The organism is Micromonospora sp. WMMC241, from assembly GCF_027460165.1.
Classification (GTDB): Bacteria; Actinomycetota; Actinomycetes; order Mycobacteriales; family Micromonosporaceae; genus Micromonospora; species Micromonospora humi.
The window spans coordinates 1,370,400-1,388,719 of sequence record NZ_JAPZBF010000001.1 but is presented as its reverse complement, the minus strand read 5'-3'; the positions used below and the strand labels follow the sequence as shown (position 1 = coordinate 1,388,719).

Annotated in this window: 20 protein-coding genes; 10 read left to right on the top strand and 10 right to left on the bottom strand. The window is 73.9% G+C overall.

The genetic code is table 11. The features are described 5' to 3' along the window. Window positions 1–13: 13 nt before the first annotated feature. Window positions 14–1,240 (bottom strand): FAD-binding protein, encoded by a 1,227-nt coding sequence (locus O7598_RS06745; protein WP_269690497.1) that lies wholly within the window; start codon window positions 1,238–1,240, stop codon window positions 14–16. 67 nt (window positions 1,241–1,307) lie between these two features. Here O7598_RS06745 and O7598_RS06740 point away from each other — a divergent pair, with 67 nt between their 5' ends. Continuing rightward, entirely contained in the window at window positions 1,308–1,691 is a 384-nt protein-coding gene (locus tag O7598_RS06740; RefSeq protein ID WP_269690496.1) for a hypothetical protein, read from the top strand. Window positions 1,692–1,899: 208 nt separating this feature from the next. Here the strand turns inward: O7598_RS06740 and O7598_RS06735 are convergent, their stop codons facing one another. Next, on the bottom strand, window positions 1,900–2,829 hold the full coding sequence (locus tag O7598_RS06735; protein WP_269690495.1) for an LLM class F420-dependent oxidoreductase: 930 nt from the start codon (window positions 2,827–2,829) through the stop codon (window positions 1,900–1,902). Window positions 2,830–2,849: 20 nt separating this feature from the next. Further along, the gene (locus O7598_RS06730; RefSeq protein WP_269690494.1) at window positions 2,850–3,806 is read right to left on the bottom strand and encodes a TIGR03560 family F420-dependent LLM class oxidoreductase; all 957 of its coding nucleotides are present in this window, start codon (window positions 3,804–3,806) and stop codon (window positions 2,850–2,852) included. 65 nt (window positions 3,807–3,871) lie between these two features. Between O7598_RS06730 and O7598_RS06725 the strand changes: the two genes are divergently transcribed. Both O7598_RS06725 and O7598_RS06720 read left to right on the top strand, forming a co-directional pair. Further along, on the top strand, window positions 3,872–4,180 hold the full coding sequence (locus O7598_RS06725; protein WP_269690493.1) for an ArsR/SmtB family transcription factor: 309 nt from the start codon (window positions 3,872–3,874) through the stop codon (window positions 4,178–4,180). Between the two features lie 2 nt (window positions 4,181–4,182). Beyond that, window positions 4,183–4,713, top strand: a complete 531-nt coding sequence (locus tag O7598_RS06720; RefSeq protein ID WP_269690492.1) for an SRPBCC family protein — start codon at window positions 4,183–4,185, stop codon at window positions 4,711–4,713. A gap of 3 nt (window positions 4,714–4,716) precedes the next feature. On the opposite strand, the gene O7598_RS06715 is transcribed toward O7598_RS06720, so the two are convergent. Then, the gene (locus O7598_RS06715) at window positions 4,717–5,898 is read right to left on the bottom strand and encodes an FAD-dependent monooxygenase (protein WP_269690491.1); all 1,182 of its coding nucleotides are present in this window, start codon (window positions 5,896–5,898) and stop codon (window positions 4,717–4,719) included. Between the two features lie 71 nt (window positions 5,899–5,969). On the opposite strand from O7598_RS06715, the gene O7598_RS06710 reads away from it, so the two are divergent. Continuing rightward, window positions 5,970–6,548 (top strand): TetR/AcrR family transcriptional regulator, encoded by a 579-nt coding sequence (locus O7598_RS06710; RefSeq protein ID WP_269690490.1) that lies wholly within the window; start codon window positions 5,970–5,972, stop codon window positions 6,546–6,548. A gap of 3 nt (window positions 6,549–6,551) precedes the next feature. On the opposite strand, the gene O7598_RS06705 is transcribed toward O7598_RS06710, so the two are convergent. Next, window positions 6,552–7,154: a biliverdin-producing heme oxygenase gene (locus tag O7598_RS06705; RefSeq protein ID WP_269690489.1), complete on the bottom strand. Its 603-nt coding sequence runs from the start codon at window positions 7,152–7,154 to the stop codon at window positions 6,552–6,554. A 462-nt stretch (window positions 7,155–7,616) separates the two neighbouring features. Here O7598_RS06705 and O7598_RS06700 point away from each other — a divergent pair, with 462 nt between their 5' ends. The 3 genes from O7598_RS06700 (at window position 7,617) to O7598_RS06690 (ending at window position 10,743) form a co-directional block, all read left to right on the top strand. Next, on the top strand, window positions 7,617–8,888 hold the full coding sequence (locus O7598_RS06700; protein ID WP_269690488.1) for a quaternary amine ABC transporter ATP-binding protein: 1,272 nt from the start codon (window positions 7,617–7,619) through the stop codon (window positions 8,886–8,888). Next, entirely contained in the window at window positions 8,885–9,778 is an 894-nt protein-coding gene (locus tag O7598_RS06695) for an ABC transporter permease (protein ID WP_269690487.1), read from the top strand. Before O7598_RS06700 ends, O7598_RS06695 begins: the two co-directional genes overlap by 4 nt. A 77-nt stretch (window positions 9,779–9,855) precedes the next feature. Further along, window positions 9,856–10,743: a glycine betaine ABC transporter substrate-binding protein gene (locus tag O7598_RS06690; RefSeq protein WP_269690486.1), complete on the top strand. Its 888-nt coding sequence runs from the start codon at window positions 9,856–9,858 to the stop codon at window positions 10,741–10,743. Window positions 10,744–10,795: 52 nt separating this feature from the next. On the opposite strand, the gene O7598_RS06685 is transcribed toward O7598_RS06690, so the two are convergent. Beyond that, a complete protein-coding gene (locus O7598_RS06685) occupies window positions 10,796–11,353 on the bottom strand; it encodes a Uma2 family endonuclease (RefSeq protein WP_269690485.1) in 558 nt (185 codons plus the stop codon). Window positions 11,354–11,393: 40 nt separating this feature from the next. Here O7598_RS06685 and O7598_RS06680 point away from each other — a divergent pair, with 40 nt between their 5' ends. Next, window positions 11,394–11,999: an ElyC/SanA/YdcF family protein gene (locus O7598_RS06680; RefSeq protein ID WP_269690484.1), complete on the top strand. Its 606-nt coding sequence runs from the start codon at window positions 11,394–11,396 to the stop codon at window positions 11,997–11,999. Here the strand turns inward: O7598_RS06680 and O7598_RS06675 are convergent. Genes O7598_RS06675 through O7598_RS06665 form a run of 3 tightly spaced genes read right to left on the bottom strand, consistent with a single transcriptional unit; the run spans window position 11,983 to window position 13,243 of the window. Further along, complete coding sequence (locus O7598_RS06675) at window positions 11,983–12,426, bottom strand: SRPBCC family protein (RefSeq protein WP_332367403.1); 444 nt, start codon at window positions 12,424–12,426, stop codon at window positions 11,983–11,985. The genes O7598_RS06680 and O7598_RS06675 overlap by 17 nt on opposite strands. A gap of 23 nt (window positions 12,427–12,449) precedes the next feature. Further along, entirely contained in the window at window positions 12,450–12,800 is a 351-nt protein-coding gene (locus O7598_RS06670) for an ArsR/SmtB family transcription factor (protein ID WP_269690482.1), read from the bottom strand. Beyond that, window positions 12,797–13,243, bottom strand: coding sequence for an SRPBCC family protein (locus O7598_RS06665; RefSeq protein WP_269690481.1), 447 nt, complete (start codon window positions 13,241–13,243; stop codon window positions 12,797–12,799). Before O7598_RS06665 ends, O7598_RS06670 begins: the two co-directional genes overlap by 4 nt. Window positions 13,244–13,378: 135 nt before the next feature. Here O7598_RS06665 and O7598_RS06660 point away from each other — a divergent pair, with 135 nt between their 5' ends. Together O7598_RS06660 and O7598_RS06655 are read left to right on the top strand one after the other, a co-directional pair. Next, entirely contained in the window at window positions 13,379–14,335 is a 957-nt protein-coding gene (locus tag O7598_RS06660; RefSeq protein WP_269690480.1) for an ATP-binding cassette domain-containing protein, read from the top strand. Next, complete coding sequence (locus O7598_RS06655; protein WP_269690479.1) at window positions 14,332–15,156, top strand: ABC transporter permease; 825 nt, start codon at window positions 14,332–14,334, stop codon at window positions 15,154–15,156. The genes O7598_RS06660 and O7598_RS06655 overlap by 4 nt, the downstream gene beginning before the upstream one ends. Here the strand turns inward: O7598_RS06655 and O7598_RS06650 are convergent. Beyond that, window positions 15,082–18,315, bottom strand: coding sequence for a BTAD domain-containing putative transcriptional regulator (locus O7598_RS06650; protein WP_269690478.1), 3,234 nt, complete (start codon window positions 18,313–18,315; stop codon window positions 15,082–15,084). The genes O7598_RS06655 and O7598_RS06650 overlap by 75 nt on opposite strands. Window positions 18,316–18,320 lie beyond the last annotated feature (5 nt).

Below are 18,320 nucleotides of genomic sequence, written 5' to 3'. Positions count from 1 at the left end.
CCGCCCAGCACCCTCAGTCGCGGGGGAAGTAGCGGTCCATCTCCTCGGTGCGGAACTTCCCGGCCGGGTCGAACTCGCGCAGCAGAGCGGCGAAGTCGGCGTGCCGGGGGTACGCGGCGGCCGGGTCGCGCTCGAACAGCTTGCCCCAGTGCGGGCGGGGCGCGAACGGGGCGAGCCGCTGCTCCACCTCGGCCAGCACGGGCGCCACCGCCACCGGGTCGCCGATCCAAGTGAAGTGCACCGCCAGCGTGTCCCGGCGGTAGTTGGGGCTCAGCCACAGCTCGTCGGCGGCCACCGTACGCAGCTCGCAGATCTGGAGCACGGCGGCGATCCGCTCGGCGACCGGGTCGAGCGCGGCGAGCGCCGCCGCCGCGTCGGCGCGGGCCACGTGCCACTCGGACTGCAACTCGTCGCCGCTGCTGGGGGTGAAGCCGAGCCGGAAGTGCGGCAGCCGCTCGTGCCACGGCCCGGGTTCGCCGAGCTGCGCGGTGCAGTGCTCCGGCGACATGCCCGGCACCGGGTGCTGCGGCGTCTCGGCGGCCACCGTGTCCAGCCAGTCGGCGGCCGGCGGCGGCTGGTCGGCATCCTGCTTGATCCACACCTGGTCGAGGCGCTCCGACCGCCAGTCGGTGAAGACGCTGACGCTGTACGCGGCGCCGAGCGCCTCCGCCAGGGCTTCCCGGGGCAGGCCGAGCCGGACGTACTGCCGCAGCGGGAACGTGGGGACCACGTCGAGCGTGAGCCGGGTGACCACGCCCAGCCCGCCGAGGTTGACCACCAGTCCGGCGAACCGGCTGTCGGTCCGGTCGACGGTGAGCACGTCGCCGTCGGCGGTGACCAGTTCCAGGGCGGCCACGGCGGCGGCCAGGTTGCGGTTGGCGACGCCGGAGCCGTGGGTGGCGGTGGCGATCGAGCCGGCCACCGAGATGTGCGGCAGCGAGGCGAGGTTCGCCAGCGCGTACCCCTGGGCCTGGAGCGTCGTGGCCAGGTCGCCGTAGCGCACGCCGGCGGCGACCGTGACGGTGCCCCGCTCGGGGTCGAGCGCCACGGTGGGTGGCAGCCCGCCGAGCGCGATCTGGGTGCCGGTGGTGTCGCCGAGCCGGTTGAACGAGTGACCGGTGCCGACGGCCCGGACCCGGTCCGCCCCGGCGACCAGCCGGCGCAGTTCGTCCAGGGAGGTCGGCCGGTGCCGGGTCCGGGCCGACCAGCGGACGTTGCCGGCCCAGTTGGTGTCGGTCATGCGCTGCATCATCCGCCATCGCGCGCGGGCAGGGTTGCTCCGGGGTCGCAGCGGGAATCCTGGCGGGATGAGCAGCTACCGCGACCCGAGCCTCCACGGTGACGTGTACCCGTCGGAGGAGGAGATCGACCCGACCGGCGTCGGCCCGGACCTGACGGAGGACCTGGCCGAGGCCGGGCCGGACCTGACCGCGCCGGTGCCGGCGCCGACCCCGGAACCCGAACCCGCCCCGGCGCCCCACCCGGGGCCGGCGCCGCGCGACGGGCAGGCCCGGTCGATCGTGACCCGGCACCTGGACGGCTCCGTCGAGGTGGTGACCGACCTGGACGGCGACGGCGTGGCTGACGTGGTGCAGGTCGACATCGACGGCGACGGCGTCCCGGACGTGATGTACCTGGACAGCGACCGGGACGGCCGCCTCGACACCGTACGGCGGGCGACCGCGGGCTGAACAGTCGGCCGCCGTCACAGTCGGTGACGGCCGTCAGCGGCTGTCTGGTCGAAACGGTTATACCTCTCGGGCATAATCATGCCTCTGAGGTATACCGCATTCAATCGATGCCTTCCCGACGGAGGCCCGAGGCCACGACGGAGGCCCGAGGCCACGACGGAGACACCCGAAGCCACGGCGGGCCCGGCGCGGCGGTGAGACGGGCCGCTCAGAGCTGCGGCATCACCTCGGCGGCGACCAGCTCCAGGTGGTCCAGGTCGGCCAGGTCGAGCACCTGGAGATAGACCCGGCCGGCGCCGGCCTCGGCGTACCGGCCGAGCGTCTCCACCACCTCGGCCGGCGTGCCGGCGGCGCCGTTCGCGCGCAGCTCGGCGGGCTCCCGGCCGATCGCCTCGGCGCGGCGGGCCACCTCGGCGTCGTCGCGCCCGCAGCAGAGCACCAGCGCGTTGGACCAGGTCATGGTGGACGGGTCCCGGCCGATCTCGGCGCAGGCGTCCCGCACGCGCCGGAACTGCGCCGTGGTGTCGTCGACCGTGGCGAACGGCAGGTTGAACTCGTCGGCGTACCGGGCGGCGAGCCGGGGCGTGCGCTTCGGGCCCATGCCGCCGAGCAGGATCGGCGGGTGGGGACGCTGCACCGGCTTGGGCAGTGCCGGCGAGTCGCTGACCGGGTAGTGCTTGCCGGGGAAGTCGAACGTGGCGCCGGCCGGGGTGGACCAGAGCCCGGTGATGACCGCGAGCTGCTCCTCCAGCCGGTCGAACCGCTCACCGAGCGGCGGGAACGGGATGCCGTAGGCGGCGTGCTCCTCGGCGTACCAGCCGGTGCCGATGCCCAGCTCGACCCGGCCGCCGCTCATCTGGTCGACCTGCGCCACGGCGATGGCGAGCGGGCCGGGCAGGCGGAACGTCGCGGCGCTCATCAGCGTGCCGAGCCGGATCCGGGTAGTGTCGCGGGCCAGGCCGGCGAGCGTGGTCCAGGCGTCGGTGGGGCCGGGGTCGCCGCTCACCGAACCCATCTTCAGGTAGTGGTCGGAGCGGAAGAACGCGGCGAAGCCGGTCTCCTCGGCGCGACGCGCCACGGCGAGCAGCTGGTCGTAGCTGGCGCCCTGCTGGGGTTCGGTGAAGATCCGCAGTTCCATGACCCCGAGCATAGGAGCGGTCAACCCAGGTGCGGCGCGACCTCCCGGGCGAACAGCCGCATCGGGGCGAGGTCGGTCGGCTCGTGGAAGTAGAGGATGAAGTACTCCATTCCCGCCTCGACCAGCCGGCCGAAGACGTCGACCAGCTCGGCCGGGGTGCCGACGGCGCTGCCGGCGGCGGTGGCCGCCCGGTCCCGGCCGGCCAGCCGCGCCGTCACCTCGGCGTCCGTCGCGCCGGTGAAGACCGAGAACGACGCCGTCTTCAGGATCGTGGCGGGGTCGCGGCCGAGGTCGGCGCAGTGCCCGGCCAGGACGTCCAGCTTGTGCCGGTAGAACGCCGGGTCGGTGTGGTCGGTCAGGTTGCAGGCGTCCGCGTAGCGGGCCACCGTCCGCAGCGTGCGCTTCTCGCCGCTGCCACCGACGAGCAGGGGTACGGGCGAGGCGGTCGCCCCGGTCGGCACGTTCTGCGCCTCGCGTACCCCGTGGTGCCGGCCCTCGACGGTGCTGACCGGCCGACGCAGCATGGCGGTGACCACGGCGGCGGCCTCGTCGAGCCGGGTCAGCCGCTCCCCCGTCGACGGGTACGGCTGCGGGAAGCCGTAGGCGTCGTACTCGCGCTGGTCCCAGCCGGCGCCGAGGCCGAGGAAGGCCCGGCCGGCGCTGGCCACGTCGAGGGTGGCGGCCATCTTCGCCAGCAACGCCGGGTTGCGGAAGCCGTTGCAGGTGACGATCTGGCCGAGTCGCACCCGGCGGGTCTCCCGGGCGATCGCGGCGAGGCTGGTCCAGCACTCGAACGTGGTCTCCGGCTCGCCGGAGACGGCCTGCACGTGGTCGTAGAGCCAGACCGAGTGGCAGCCCAACTCGTCGGCCTCCCGGGCCACCGCGACCATGGCCTCGAACGCCGCGACCGGGTCGGTCAGGTGGGTGAGGTCGGACCGCCAGCCCTGGGGCAGCACGACGCCCCACCGAATCGTCATGCCCCGAGCATAGGGACAGGGCATATGCCTTGACCGGCATATAACCGCGATGGCATATTGGCGGGGTGACCGTGGACGCCTTCGCCGTGCTGGCCGAACCCGCCCGCCGCGACATCCTCGACCGGCTGCGCCGGGCGGAGAGCAGCGTCGGCGAGCTGGTGGACGCGCTGGGCATGAGCCAGCCCGCCGTCTCCAAACACCTGCGGGTGCTCCGCCAGGCGGGCCTGGTCACCTGCCGCACCGCCGCGCAGCGGCGGATCTACCGGGTGGACACCCGGCCGCTGCGGGCGGTGGACGACTGGCTCGGGCCGTACCGGCTGATGTGGACCGAGCACCTCGACGCCCTGGAGCGCCATCTCGACCGTCAGGAGTGACGATGCAGCGTGACGACTTCCGCCCCGGCCCGCTCGCCGACGTCGACCGGGTCCCGGTCGACGACCGGTGGGACCTCGTTCTCGTCCGGGAGCTGCGGCACCCGCCCGAGAAGGTGTGGGCCGCGTTGACCGATCCCGGGCAGCTCGCCCAGTGGGCGCCGTTCCTCGCCGACCGCGACCTCGGCCGTCCCGGCGAGGCCATGCTCAGCACCGTCGACGGCGACCGGACCCATCCGGCGCCGGCGACCGTGCTGCGCGCCGACCGTCCGATCGTGCTGGAGCACACCTGGGGCGACGGCCTGCTCCGGTGGGACCTGGACCGGACCGGCGCCGGAACCACCCTGACCCTGCGGCACCGGATCGACCGGCCCGACCTGGCGCCGATGGTGGCCGCCGGCTGGCACCTCTGCCTGGACGTCGCCGGGCACCTGCTCGACGGCGACCCGGTCGGCCCGATCCGCGGCGCGGAGGCGAAGGACTTCGGCTGGGCGGAGCTGCGCGACGCGTACGCCGAACGCCTGGACCGCCGCTGACGCTCAGGCCGCGTCGGGCAGCGTGATCGCGGTGGACGCCCGGCGGATCGGCTCGGCCACCCGGCTGATCATCCGCTCCCGGCCGGGCAGGTGCGGCAGGAGACGCAGCATCGTCGTCTGGAACCGGATCTGCCCGGCCGAGCCGAGCACCATGCCCTTCAGGTTCCGCTCGGCCAGCGCCTGGTTCGCCGCGACGAACGGCCGCATCCGGCGCTCGTATGCGGCGAACCCGGCCGCCGGGCGCCCGCCCGCCCCGGCCAGCGCGTCGGCCAGCACGTACGCGCCGACCAGGCCCAGGCTGGTGCCCTGCCCGGACGCCGGCGAAGCGGCGTACGCGGCGTCGCCGACGAGGCCGACCCGGCCGGTCGACCAGCACGCCATCCGCACCTGGCTCATCGCGTCGAGGTAGAGGTCGGGCGCGTCGACCGCCGCGGCGAGCAGTTCGGGCACCCGCCAGCCGGCGTCGGCGAACGCGCGGCCCAGCACGGCCGCGTCGTCGGGGTCGGGCTCGCCGGCGGGCGAGCGGAAGAGGAACAGCGCCCGGGCGTCGGGCGCGCCCGCGGTCCGGTAGACACCGACGGTCCGGCCGGGGGCCGGGTGCAGCAGTTCGACCCGCTCCTCACCGAGGGCGGCCGGCACGGTGCAGATGGCGATGTGGTGCCCGAGCGGGCGCAGGTGCGCCGACGCCGGGCCGAACGCGAGCCGGCGTACCGTCGAGTGCAGGCCGTCGGCGCCGATCACCAGGTCGAAGCGGCGGTGGTCGCCCCGGGCGAACGTCACGTCCACCCCGTCGGCGTCGGCGCGCAGCGCGGTGACCGAGTCGTCGAAGCGGTGCTCCACGTCGCCGGCGGCGGTCCGCAGGATCCGGGTCAGGTCGCCGCGCATGATCTCGACGTCGCCGGCCGACCGGCCGCCGAAGAGCGCGGCGTCCATGGTGGCGAGTTGCCGGCCGCGCGGGTCGAGGAAGCGGGCCAGCCGCATCCCGGTGTCGTGGGCGCGGACCGGCCCGGCCAGGCCCATCCGGTCGAGCACGGTCAGGGCCGAGCCCCGGACGTCGACCTTGTAGCCACCGTCGCGGGGGGCCGGGGCCCGCTCGACGACGGTGGGCCGGAAGCCGTGGCGACGCAACCACCAGGCGAGCGCGGAGCCGGCGACACCGCCGCCGGAGATCAGGACATCGGTCATGGTCACGACGGTACGGGTGTGTCACACGTCTGTGCAAGACAAATGTTCTACCGGTTCGGTACGCTGTCCGCATGGGAAACCGGGAGGACCTGCTCGCCGGCGCGAAGCGCTGCCTGATCGAGAAGGGCTACGCCGACACCACCGCGCGCGACGTCGCCGCCGCGGCCGGCACCAGCCTGGCCGCCATCGGCTACCACTTCCGCACCACCCGGGCGCTGCTCGACGAGGCGCTCGTCGAGGCGATGGCGGAGTGGGGCGAGGAGTTGGACCGCGCGCTGGCGCACGACGACGACCCGGAGCGGCGGTTCGAGTCGGCCTGGGAACGGATCATCGAATCGTTCGCCCGGCTGCGTCCGCTCTGGGCGGTCCAGTTCGAACTCATCGCCCGGATGGACCGCTCCCCCGAGCTGCGCGAGGCGTTCGCCGCGGCCAACCGCCGGGCGCGCCTCGGCCTGGCCGAGGTGTTCCACCGGCTCGACCCGAGCGCCGACGAGGCCACCGCGCTCACGCTCGGCGCGTTCCACCAGGCGCTGCTCGGCGGCGTGGCCGCCCAGTGGCTGGTCGACCCGGCCGCCGCCCCCTCGGCGGAGGAACTGGCCCGCGCACTGCGGGTCGTCGCGAGAGACCTGGGCCCCGCCCGTCCGGGATGACCGTCAGCCGGAGGGGCGGACCACCTCGACGCGACCGACCAGGTCGAACGTCGACCGCGCGGCGTCCACCGCGGCCGTCACCTCCACGGCCGACCACTCCCGACCGGCCACCGCGAAGCGGAAGGCCCGCCAGTCGCGGCCCGGCGCGCCCCCGACCCGGCGGAAGAAGCGGGTCGCCTCCCCCGCGCGCAGGCCGAGCCGGCGCTCCACCTCCGGCGCGACGACCCGGCCGCCCAGGGCACTGCCGAGCAGGACGTACCGGCCGCCGACGGCCCGGGCGGTGGTGTCGAGGTCCAGGCCCGACGACCCGGCGGCCGGCCGGTCGACGGCGACGCCGAGGGCGGCGAGATCGGTCCGCAGCAACGCGGCGGCCTCGCCGACCCGGGGGTCGAGCGGCAGTCCGGACCAGTCCGCGGCGGCCAGCTCCCGCTCCAGCGGCCCCCAGGCGGCGAGCAGCGTGGCCAGCGCGGCGGCGAGGTCGTCCCGCGTGCGGATCCGGTCCGGCAGGCCCAGTCGGCGCTCCACCGCGGCGTGGTGGTCGCGGGTGCCGTCACGCAGCGCGGCAAGCATCGGCGACGCCGCCGGGGGCCGGGGCTGATCGGGCATCCGGCGAGTATGCCCTGCCACGCCGGACGACGCACAATTCCCGGAAGTCGTTCCGACGGGTGCCGGGCCGACTTCCGGAATGGGACGGCGACACCGACCGGCAACCCGTGGGCGAATATGACGAATGCGTGACGGTTCGCTATCGGCGCCTTCATATTCGCGAGCGGACGGCACAACCGCCCAGAATCGTCGGAAGTAACTCCTGGGCGAGCGGAAACGCTTGTCGCGCGGGCGTGCCGCGCGCGTACCGGACCAGCCCGGACGACCGAATTCGGCTCCCGCTTTTTGTGTGCAGTTCCACAGGCCCCGTAGTCCCGGCTGGATTAACCGCGATGACGTCGGTAGGTTTCTCGGCCGGCCCTCAGGAGCCGTTCAATGTGACCGATGTTGATATGACGGACGACACCGCAGACCGCTTCCCGCCGGCGTGATCCGCCGGCGGTTCGCGTCGGAGAGGGGATCGTGTCCGCGCTCGCAGTGCAGTCGCTCTACAAAATATTCGGGAATCGAGCTGACGAAGCGGTAAGACGCCTGGCGGACGGCGCGCCACGCGCCGAGGCCCTGGCCGGACTCCCGGCCACCGCCGCCGTCATCGACGCGACCTTCGAGGTACGCCCCGGCGAGATCTTCGTCGTGATGGGCCTCTCCGGCTCCGGGAAGTCGACCCTCATCCGGATGCTGAACGGCCTGCTCCGCCCCACCTCCGGCAGCGTCCGGGTGGACGGGGTCGAGCTGACCTCGCTCAAGCCCGCCGCGCTGCGCAAGCTGCGCCGGGACAAGATCAGCATGGTCTTCCAGCACTTCGCGCTCATGCCGCACCGCACGGTGGCGGAGAACGCCGGGTACGCGCTGGAGGTCGCCGGCCTGCCCAAGCCGGAGCGGCGCGAGCGCGCCATGGAGGCGCTGCGGATGGTCGGCCTGACCGAGTGGGCGGACAACCTCCCGCACGACCTCTCCGGCGGCATGCGGCAACGGGTCGGCCTGGCCCGCGCGCTGGCCGCCGGCACCGACATCCTGCTCATGGACGAGGCGTTCTCGGCGCTCGACCCGCTCATCCGCCGGGAGATCCAGGACCAGCTCCTGGAACTCCAGGCCGAGCTGGGCAAGACGATCATCTTCATCACCCACGACCTGAACGAGGCGATGCGCCTCGGTGACCGGATCGCGGTGATGCGGGACGGTCGGATCGTCCAGATCGGCACCGCCGAGGAGATCCTCACCGACCCGGCCAACGGCTACGTGGCGCAGTTCGTGGCCGACGTGGACCGCACCCGCATCCTCACCGCCTCCTCGGTGATGGAGAAGCCGCACCAGGTGCTCGACGTGAGCGCCGGGCCGCGGGTCGCCGCGAAGGCGCTGCGGGACACCCAGACCTCGGTGGTCTACGTGACCGGTCCGGGAAAGCGGTTCCTGGGCACGGTGACCGAGGACGAGGTGCTGCGCGCGCTGCGCGAGAACCGGACCAACCTCGACGGACACGTCGTCACGGACCAGGTCCGCACCGTCACCGAGGACACCTCGGTGGCCGACCTCTTCGCCGACTGCGCGGAGAGCCGGCACCCGGTGGCCGTGCTGGACGACCGTGGTCGCCTGGCCGGGGTGATCCCCCGGATCACGCTGCTCAGCGCGCTGGCCAGCGCCACACCCGACGAGCCGGCCACGGTCGAGCCGTCGCCGGCGGCGCCGGAACCGGCCGACGTCGAAGCGGCCGCCGGAAAGGAGATGTCGGCATGAGCCTGCGCGAGTTCCCGCTCGACGCCGCGCTGCCCCGGGTCCCGCTGGGCGAGTGGGTCGAGACCGCGGTGGACTGGGCCACCCGTACCCTCGGGCCGGTCTTCGACGCGATCACGGCCGGGGTCGAGGCCCTGGTCGGCCCGCTCGAACAACTGCTCAACGGCGTGCCGGCGGTGGCCGTCGTGGCGGTGCTGGCCGGGCTCGGCTGGTGGCTGCGCGGCTGGAAGTTCGCCCTCGGCGCCGCGGTCGGCCTCCTGCTGGTGGCCGGGATGCCGTACTGGGAGGAGACCATGAGCACGCTCGCGCAGGTGCTCGTGGCCAGCGTGCTCGCCCTGCTGCTGGCGGTCCCGTTGGGCATCTTCGTGGCCGAGAACAAGCGGGCGTCCGCGGTGGCCCGGCCGGTGCTGGACTTCATGCAGACGATGCCCGCGTTCGTCTACCTGATCCCGGCGCTCTTCTTCTTCGGCATCGGCACGGTGCCGGGCGTGCTGGCCACGGTGGTGTTCAGCATGCCGCCCGGCGTCCGCCTGACCGAGCTGGGCCTGCGCCAGGTCGACAAGGAGATCGTGCAGGCCGCCGAGTCCTTCGGCGCGCCACCCTGGATGGTGCTGCTGCGCACCAAGGTGCCGCTGGCGCTGCCGACCATCATGACCGGCGTCAACCAGGTGATCATGCTGTCCCTGTCCATGGTGGTCATCGCCGGCATGGTCGGCGCCGGCGGTCTCGGCGACGTGATCATCTTTTCGCTCTCCCAGGTCGAGGTGGGCAGCGGGTTCGAGGGCGGGATCGCCGTCGTGGTCCTCGCCGTCGTGCTCGACCGGCTCACCGACTCCCTGGGCGACCGGTTCCCCTCCGCGCGGGCGCAACGCCTCGCGCGGGAGGCCGCCTGACCCGTCGCCCGTCCGGCCGGCACCCCTGCTTCCGCGTACGCGCAAGCGCCGGCAACCCCGTAAGGAAAGGAAATTCTGTGATCACGACAGTGAAGCGCGTCCTCGCGCTGGCGGTGACCGCCGCCCTGGCCCTCGGCGGCGCGACCGCCTGCGGCGAGAAGTCGGACGGTGCGTCCGGCGGCGACAAGAAGCTGACCATCGGCTACATGGCCTGGGACGAGGCGATCGCCGCCTCGCACCTGTGGCAGAACATCCTCGAGGACAAGGGCTACCAGGTCCAGCTGAAGAACCTGGAGGCCGGCCTGGTCTACGGCGGTCTCGCCAACGGCGACATCGACCTGTTCCTGGACGGCTGGCTGCCGCTGACCCACGCCTCCTACCTGGAGAAGTACGGCGACAAGCTGGAGAAGCTGGGCGTCTGGCACGACGACGCCAGCCTCAGCATCGCGGTGCCGAAGTACGTCGAGGGCATCGACTCGCTGGAGGACCTGGCCGCCAAGGCCGGCACGTTCGGCGGTGAGATGGTCGGCATCGAGCCGGGCGCCGGCCTCACCAAGGCCACCCAGGAGCAGGTGCTGCCGAAGTACGGCCTGGAGGGCTCGATGAAGCTCAAGACTTCCTCCACCCCGGCCATGCTGGCCGCGCTCGACGGCGCCATCGCGAACAAGAAGCCGATCGTGGTCACGCTCTGGCACCCGCACTGGGCCTACGCCAAGTACGAGCTGAAGGACCTGGCCGACCCGAAGGGCACGCTGGGCCAGGCCGAGCAGATCAACACGTTCGGCCGTAAGGGCTTCGGCAAGGACTTCCCGGAGGTCGCCGACATGCTGAAGAAGTTCAAGATGGACGGTGACCAGCTCGCCTCGCTGGAGGAGCTGATGTTCACCACGCACAAGGGCGACGAGGAGAAGGCCGTCGAGGAGTGGCTGAAGGCCAACCCCGACTACCTGAAGACGCTCGCCTGAGCGATCGGAGTGCTGACGAGGGGCCCTGCCGGTTCGGCGGGGCCCCTCGTCGTCAGCGGTCGAGGTGGTCGGCGGGCGCGGTCTGCAACAGCCAGGCCAGCGGCATCCGGGCGTGTTCGGCGTACCGGCCGTCGCCGGTCAGCTCGTGGAGCGTCACGGTCTGCGCGCCGTCGCGATCCACCACCCAGTAGCGCGGGATGCCGGCCGAGGCGTACTCCCGGACCTTGGTCACCGAGTCCATCGCCTCCGAACCGGGCGAGACGATCTCGACCGCCAGCACGAGGTCGGCCACGGCCGACCAGACCCCACGCCCGGGCGGCTTGCGCCACACGCTCAGGTCGAGGATCCGGCCGCCGTCGCCGTTGCGCCCGGGAACCCGTACGCCGACCGCCTGGAGCACCTGTTCGGCGGGCCAGCCGGCCATGATCAGCCAGGCGAAGAGGCGGCTCGCGATGATCGCGTGCTCCGAGTCGGGCGGCGGCATGACCGACAGGACCCCCTCGGGGCTGGTCTCGTAGCGGTGACCGTTCGGGTCGGCGGCGTTCATCGTCGCCACGTCGTCGAGCGTCACGACGGCGGGCATGTGCATGCCGACGGCCTCAGCGCTCATGCCGCCATCCTAGGCGAGAGCGGCTGGCAGGATCACGGACGTGACGAGTGTTTCCCGCCCGCCAAGGGCGCTGCCGCGAGTCGTGCCGGCGGAGGCGTTCGCGGACGTCCCCGCCGACCGGTTCCTCGCCGTGCTGGAGGCGGTGACGATGGTCCTCACCCTTCCCGGTCGCGCCGCCGAGCGGGTCGACGCGCTGGTCGTGCCCACCGGCCAGGGCGAGGACTGGCGCCTGGCCGACGCGATCCGCGCCTGGGAGTCCGGCCCGACGCTGCGCCACCTGCTGGTGGCCGGCACCAACCCGGCCGAACGGACCTACCGTCCGCTCACCCTGGACCGCCTGCGGGGTCTCGGTCTGCGCCGGGTCGACGGGGTCGTGCTCCAGGCCGAGCCGGCCACCGACACCGGCCGGCAGGCCAGGTGGATCGTCGACCGGGTCCGGGGCCTGGGCATCGACAGTCTCGCGCTCGTCGTCTCCCCGTACCACCTGGTCCGGGTCTACCTCACCGTGCTGCGGGCCTGCGACGACGGCGGCCTCCGGGTCCCGATGGTCCCGCTCCCGGTGGTAGTCGCACCGGACGCCCCGGTCCCGGAGACCGGGGCGTCCGGCTACCTCACCGGCATCGGCCCGGTCAGTGCCAGTCGCTGATCGGCACGTCGCGCGGTGACGGCGCGCCCTCGCCGGTCTCCACCAGCGCCTTCAGGCTGAGCAGGTACGACCCCCACTTGGTGCTGCAGTGGTGCATGAACTCGACCGGTTCGCGCCAGCCCCGATGGGCGAAGAGCACGATCGTCCAGTCGCCGTCCTGGCGCAGGTCCCACTCGACGGTGGTGCCGACCCACTCCGGCGGGCCGTCGACCACCCGCCACACCACCCGTTCGGACGGCCGCAGCTCGACGACCTCCATGTCGAACCCGCCCGGCGGGAACCGGAACTCGAGGACACCGCCGACGTCGGCACTGCCCTTCGTGTCGTCGGTCCACCAGCCGGCCAGCCCGTCGACGGTGGTCAGCGCGTCGTACACGGCCTCGGGCTTCGGGGTCCGCACCCCGATCCGGTGCAGGATGTCCACCATGTCGATCTCCTTGTCTCTCGTCGTCATTCCGGTCGGGCTCGTTGGATGTCCTCGGCGATCCGCTTGATCCGGCGCAGTCGGGCGTCCCAGGCCGAGCCGACGGACGCGAGCTGGGCCACCGCGCGGGCGAGCTGGGCGTCGTCGACGCGGTAGCGCCGCTCCCGGCCGGCAGGGTCGGCCCGGACCAGGCCGACCCGGTCGAGCACGCCGAGGTGCTTGGCGACCGCCTGGCGGGTGACCGGCATCTGCCGGCTCAGCGAGGTGGCGGTGCCACCGTCGGCGGCGAGCAGCAGGTCGAGCATCCGGCGGCGGGTCGGGTCGCCGATCGCGGACCAGAGGTCGTCGTCGACCGGTTCGACCAGGGCGGTGCTCACGGCCGTACGGCCAGCGTGGCGGCGTAGGGCGGCAGCTGCGGCAGGAAGTGGTCCCAGCCACTGACGTGGTCCTGGTACTGCTGCTCCAGGACGGCGATCTCCCAGCCCATCTCGCGGAAGCCGGTCTCGGTCATCCGGAGCGTCGTGCCCGCGCCGGACGGGGTCAGCTCGAACGTGACAAGCAGCGAGTTGCCCTCGGCCGCGCTCTCGCCGGCCGGGTGCGTCCAGCGGAACGAGAACGTGCGGGGCGGGCGCGCGTCGACGACCGTGAACGGGACCACCGTGTCGCCGAAGGCGATCTCCCCCACCGACCCCGGGGTGGGCTCGTAGCGGGCTTCGTCCGGCCACCACTTCCGGAGATGCTCGGGGCTGCTCACCACCTCGAAGACGATCTCGGGCGACGCCTCGACGTAGATCTCGCGCTCGATGGTTCCGTACTCCATGACAACCTCCTGCAACCATTGGTTGCGTTTGACGCTAGACCTGACCGCCGCAAAGCGCAACCATTTGTTGCATGTGCGTGGTGGTGCCAGCGTCGTGTGCGTCCGCTGCCAGCGGCCCCCGCCAAGGTCGGTGCCATGAGTTACGCATTCGAGGCGGAGGGCCTGGTCAAGCGGTTCGGTACGACAACCGCGCTGGCCGGGATCGACCTCGCCGCACGACGGGGGACCGTGCTGGGGGTGCTGGGGCCGAACGGCGCCGGCAAGACCACCGCGGTGCGCATCCTCGCCACCCTGCTGCGCCCGGACTCCGGGCGCGCCACCGTCGGTGGCCACGACGTGGTCCGCGACGCCGGCCAGGTGCGCCGGCTGATCGGGCTGACCGGGCAGTACGCCTCGGTCGACGAGGACCTGACCGGCACCCAGAACCTGGTGCTGATCGGTCGGCTGCTCGACCTGAGCCGGCGCGACGCGCGGGCCCGGGCGGCGGAGCTGCTCGCCTGGTTCGACCTGACCGACGCCGCCGGGCGCCCGGCCAAGACGTACTCCGGTGGCATGCGCCGCCGGCTCGACCTGGCCGCCAGCCTGGTCGGCCGGCCGGACGTCATCTACCTGGACGAGCCGACGACCGGCCTGGACCCGGCGAAACGCGAGGAGATGTGGGGCGTGGTCCGCTCGCTCGTCGACGACGGCTCGACAGTGCTGCTCACCACCCAGTACCTGGACGAGGCGGACGCGCTGGCCGACGAGATCTCGGTGATCGACCACGGGCGGGTGATCGCCCACGGCACGCCGGGCGAGCTGAAGCGGATCGCCGGCAGCCAGACCATCGTGGTCCGGCCGACCGAGCCGGAGCGGATCGGCGAGGTCGCCGACATCCTGCGCGCCGGCACCGGCGCCGAACCCGAGCTGCCCCGACCCGGCCTGCTCACCGTGCCGGTGGAGAACGACGCGACGTTCACCGCGGTGGTCCGCCGGCTCGACGAGGCAGGCATCGGGGTGGTCGAGCTGGCGCTGCGGCTGCCCAGCCTGGACGAGGTGTTCTTCACGTTGACCGGCCACGGCGCCGCGGAGCCCACGGAGGTGGCGGCATGACCACGACGACCCGCGCGGCGGCGACGCCGCCCCGGACCCGCGCCCCCCGGGCCGGCAGCCGCCCGTTCGGGCTGGCCCGGCACAGCCTCGCGCTCGCCGGCCGGAGCCTGATCAAGACACTGCGCACCCCGGAGCAACTGCTGGACGTGACGCTCCAGCCGATCATCTTCGTGGTCATCTTCGTCTACCTGCTGGGCGGCGCGATCTCCGGCTCGCAGCATGCGTACCTGGAGTTCCTGCTTCCGGCGATCATGGTGCAGACCGTCCTGTTCGCCTCCATCGCGACCGGGGTCAGCCTCAACACCGACGTGGAGAAGGGCGTCTTCGACCGGTTCCGCAGCCTGCCGATCGCCCGGTCCGCGCCGCTCGTCGGCTCCGTGGTCGGCGACCTGGTCCGCTTCGTGGTCTGCATCGCGGTGCTGTTCGCGTTCGGCTACGCGATCGGCTTCCGGATCGGCACCGACCCGCTGTCCACGCTGGCGGCCTGCCTGCTGACCATCGCCTTCGCGTTCGCGGTGAGTTGGATCGGCGTGCTGCTCGGGGTGCTGATGCGCAGCCCGGGCGCGGTGCAGGGCACCGCCTTCCTGCTGCTGTTCCCGCTGACCTTCGGCACCAACATGATGGTGCCGACCGACACGCTGCCCGGCTGGTTGCAGTGGTGGGTCGGGGTGAACCCGGTGGCCGACGTGATGGAGGCGGCCCGGGGACTGATCATCGGCGGCCCGGTCGCCGGGCCGGTGACCCGCTCACTCCTCTGGACGGTGGCGATCATCGCGGTCTTCGCGCCGCTCGCCGTCCGGGCCTACCGACGTCGCGCCTGACCGGTCACATCGAGCCGGGTCGCCGCCCACGGACGCGAGGGCGTCGACCCGGCTCAGCCCGTGCCCCCGGGCGTACGCGGCGGCGTAACCGTCGTCGCCCAGCTCGGCGCGCAGCCGCGCGGCGAGCCGCTGCGCGTCCGCGTTGGACCGGTCCGGCCAGCCGCGCAGCGAGTCGGACGTGCCGAGCAGCTCGGCGGCCCGCTCGAAACGGCCCTCCGCCTCGGCGACCGCCGCCCAGCCCACCGCGATGATCGCGACCACCGGCATGTCCCGGGCGGCGAAGCCCCGCTCGGTGGCCTCGGAGAGGCACGTCCGCGCCCCCGGCACGTCGCCACGGGCCAGCGCGAGGTGACCCGTCGCGGCCAGCAGCAGGCCACGGAACTGCGGCGCGACCATCGGCGCCTCGTCCTGCCGGCGCATCGCGACGGCGAAGCACTCCTGCGCCTCGTCGAGCGAGCCGTCCAGCCGGGCGATGTCGCCGAGCATCATCAGCCCGAACGCGGCGTCCTGGCCGTACCGGTCGGCCGTCCGGTCGGCGACGAACCGCCGCAGCTCCGCCTTGGCGCCGGCCACGTCGCCGGAGCGGGCCCGGATCGCGGCCAGCCAGATCAGCTGGAAGCTCGGCTCGGCGCCCGGGTCGAGTTCGCGGGCCAGCCGCGCCGACTCCTCCAGCGCGGCCGTGGCCGCCTCGAAGTCGCCGCGCTTGGTCAGCGCGTCGGCGTAGTTGCTCAGGGCCATCGACAGGCTCCACCGCTCACCCACCGCGCGCAGCTCCGCGACCGCGGCGGTCAGGTCGCGGAGCATGCCCTCGGCGTCACCGTCGTTCTCCCGGATCTGGCCGCGCATGGCCAGCAGCGTCCCGTCGGTCCACGGGTCGGGATGCCCGCGCGCCCGGTCCACGGCGGCGATCCCGGCGGCCGTGTCGTCGGTGAACATCGACAGCGCCGGTTCGAGCAACGCCACCAGCGGGTGTCCGGTCCCGTCCGCCGCGCGCACCGCCTCGGTCATCTCCGCGACCCGCTCCCCGGTCGGCTCGCGGGTGCCCTGGAACATCTCGGTGACCATCCGGATGGCGAGCACCACGGCCCGTTCCGCCGCCGGGGTGGCACCGGGCAACGCCAGCGCGCGGGCCAGCACGTCACCGCCGATCCCGCCGTCGTCGCCCCAGATGATCAGCGGCAGCGCCAGGCCCGCGCCGATGCGCAGCGCGGTGTCCGCGTCACCGGCGTCGCAGGCGAAGTGCAGCGCGCCGACGATGTTCTCCCGCTCCGCCGTCAGCAACCGCAGCCAGGGCAACTGGCCGGCGGTGCGCAGGTGCGGCTCCGCGGTCGCCACCAGGTCCCGGAAGTACACGGCGTGCGCGGCGCGCGCCTCGGTGGCGACCCCGGCGGCGGCGAGCCGCTCCAGCCCGTACTCCCGGATGGTCTCCAGCATCCGGAACCGCCCGTCGCCGACCACCTGGAGCAGCGACTTGTCGACAAGCGCGTCGAGCAGCGCGGCGGCGGCCGGCCCGGCGACGCCGGCGGCCGACTCGGCGGTGACCGAGGCGGGGAACACGGCGAGCCGCTCGGCCAGCCGGCGCTCGTCGCCGGTGAGCAGCCCCCAGCTCCAGTCCACCACCGCCCGCAGCGTCCGGTGCCGGGGCAGCGCGGTGCGGCTGCCGCCGGTCAGCAGCCGGAACCGGTCGTCCAGACCGGCCGCCACCTGCCGCGGCGAGAGCGTCCGCAGCCGCGCCGCGGCCAGCTCGATGGCCAGCGGCAGGCCGTCCAGCCGGCGGCAGATCTCCACCACGTCCGCGACGTTGTCGCCGGTCACCGCGAAGCCGGCCCGCACGGCCCCGGCCCGGTCGCGCAGCAACTGCACCGACGGGTACGCGGCCGCGTCGGCCGGCGCCGCGTCCGCCGGCGGCAGGCGCAACGGTGGTACGGGCTCCAGCGCCTCGCCGACGATGCCCAGCGGCTCGCGGGACGTCGCCAGCACGATCAGCCCCGGGCAGCGGCCGAGCAGTTCCTCGGCGAGCCGGGCGGCGGCCTCCACCACGTGCTCGCAGTTGTCCAGCACGATCAGCGTCCGGTCGGTGGCGATCGCGTCGACCAGCCGCCCGAGCGTGTCCCGCGCCGTCGGCCGGGCCGGTTCCCGCGGCCGGTCCCGCCGGCCGAGCGTGTCGAGCACGGCCCGCGGCACGTCGGCCGGGTCGGTGATCGGCGCCAGCTCGACCAGCCAGGCCCCACCGGGTACGCCGTCGGCCAGCAGCCCCGCCGCGACGGTCGCCAGCCGGGTCTTGCCGGCCCCGCCCGGCCCGATCAACGTGACCAGGCGGTTGTCGGCGAGCAGCCCGGTGAGCCGGCGCAGGTCCTCGTCGCGCCCGACGAACGTGGTGAGCGCGGCGCGCAGGTTCCCGCGCGGCGCGACGGCCGGCGGCGGCGGGGCGACGTCACCCCGCAGCAGCGCCAGGTGCGCCGCCCGCAGCTCCGGCGACGGGTCCACCCCCAGCTCGTCGGCGAGCCGTGCCCGGATCCGCTCGTACCCGGCCAGCGCCTCGGCGGGCCGCCCGGCGGCGGCGAGCGTCCGCAGGTGCAGCGCGGCCAGCCGCTCCCGCAACGGGTGCGCGGCGGTCAACTCGTCCAGCTCGGCGACCAGCAGCTCCGGACCGCCGGTGCGCAGCTCCGCCTCGATCCGGTCCTCCTGCGCGGTGAGCCGCAGCTCCGCCAGCCGCGCCACCGCGGCACCCGCGTACGGGGCGTCGGCCACCTCGGCCAGCGCCGGGCCACGCCACAACGCCAGCGCCTCCCGCAGCGTCGCCAGCGCCCGCGGCGCGTCCCCGTCCCGCAGCGCCTCCCGGCCGGCGCGGGCCAGCCGGGCGAACCGCTCCGCGTCCACGTCGTCCGGGTCCAGGTCGAGCCGGTAGCCGGCCGGGCCGCTGCGTACGCCCAGCCCGGGCGCCGCCCGGCGCAGCCGGGACACCAGCGTCTGCACGGCGTTCGCGGTGTCGGCGGGCGGCGCGTCCGCCCAGAGCGCCTCGGCCAGCGCCGGCACGCTCACCGGCCGGCCCGGGTCCAGGGCGAGGCGGATCAGCAGCGCCCGCAGCCGCGCCCCGGCGACGTCGACGGGCTGCTCGCCGTCGCGGACCTCCAGCGGCCCGAGGATCCCCACCCGCACGCTGC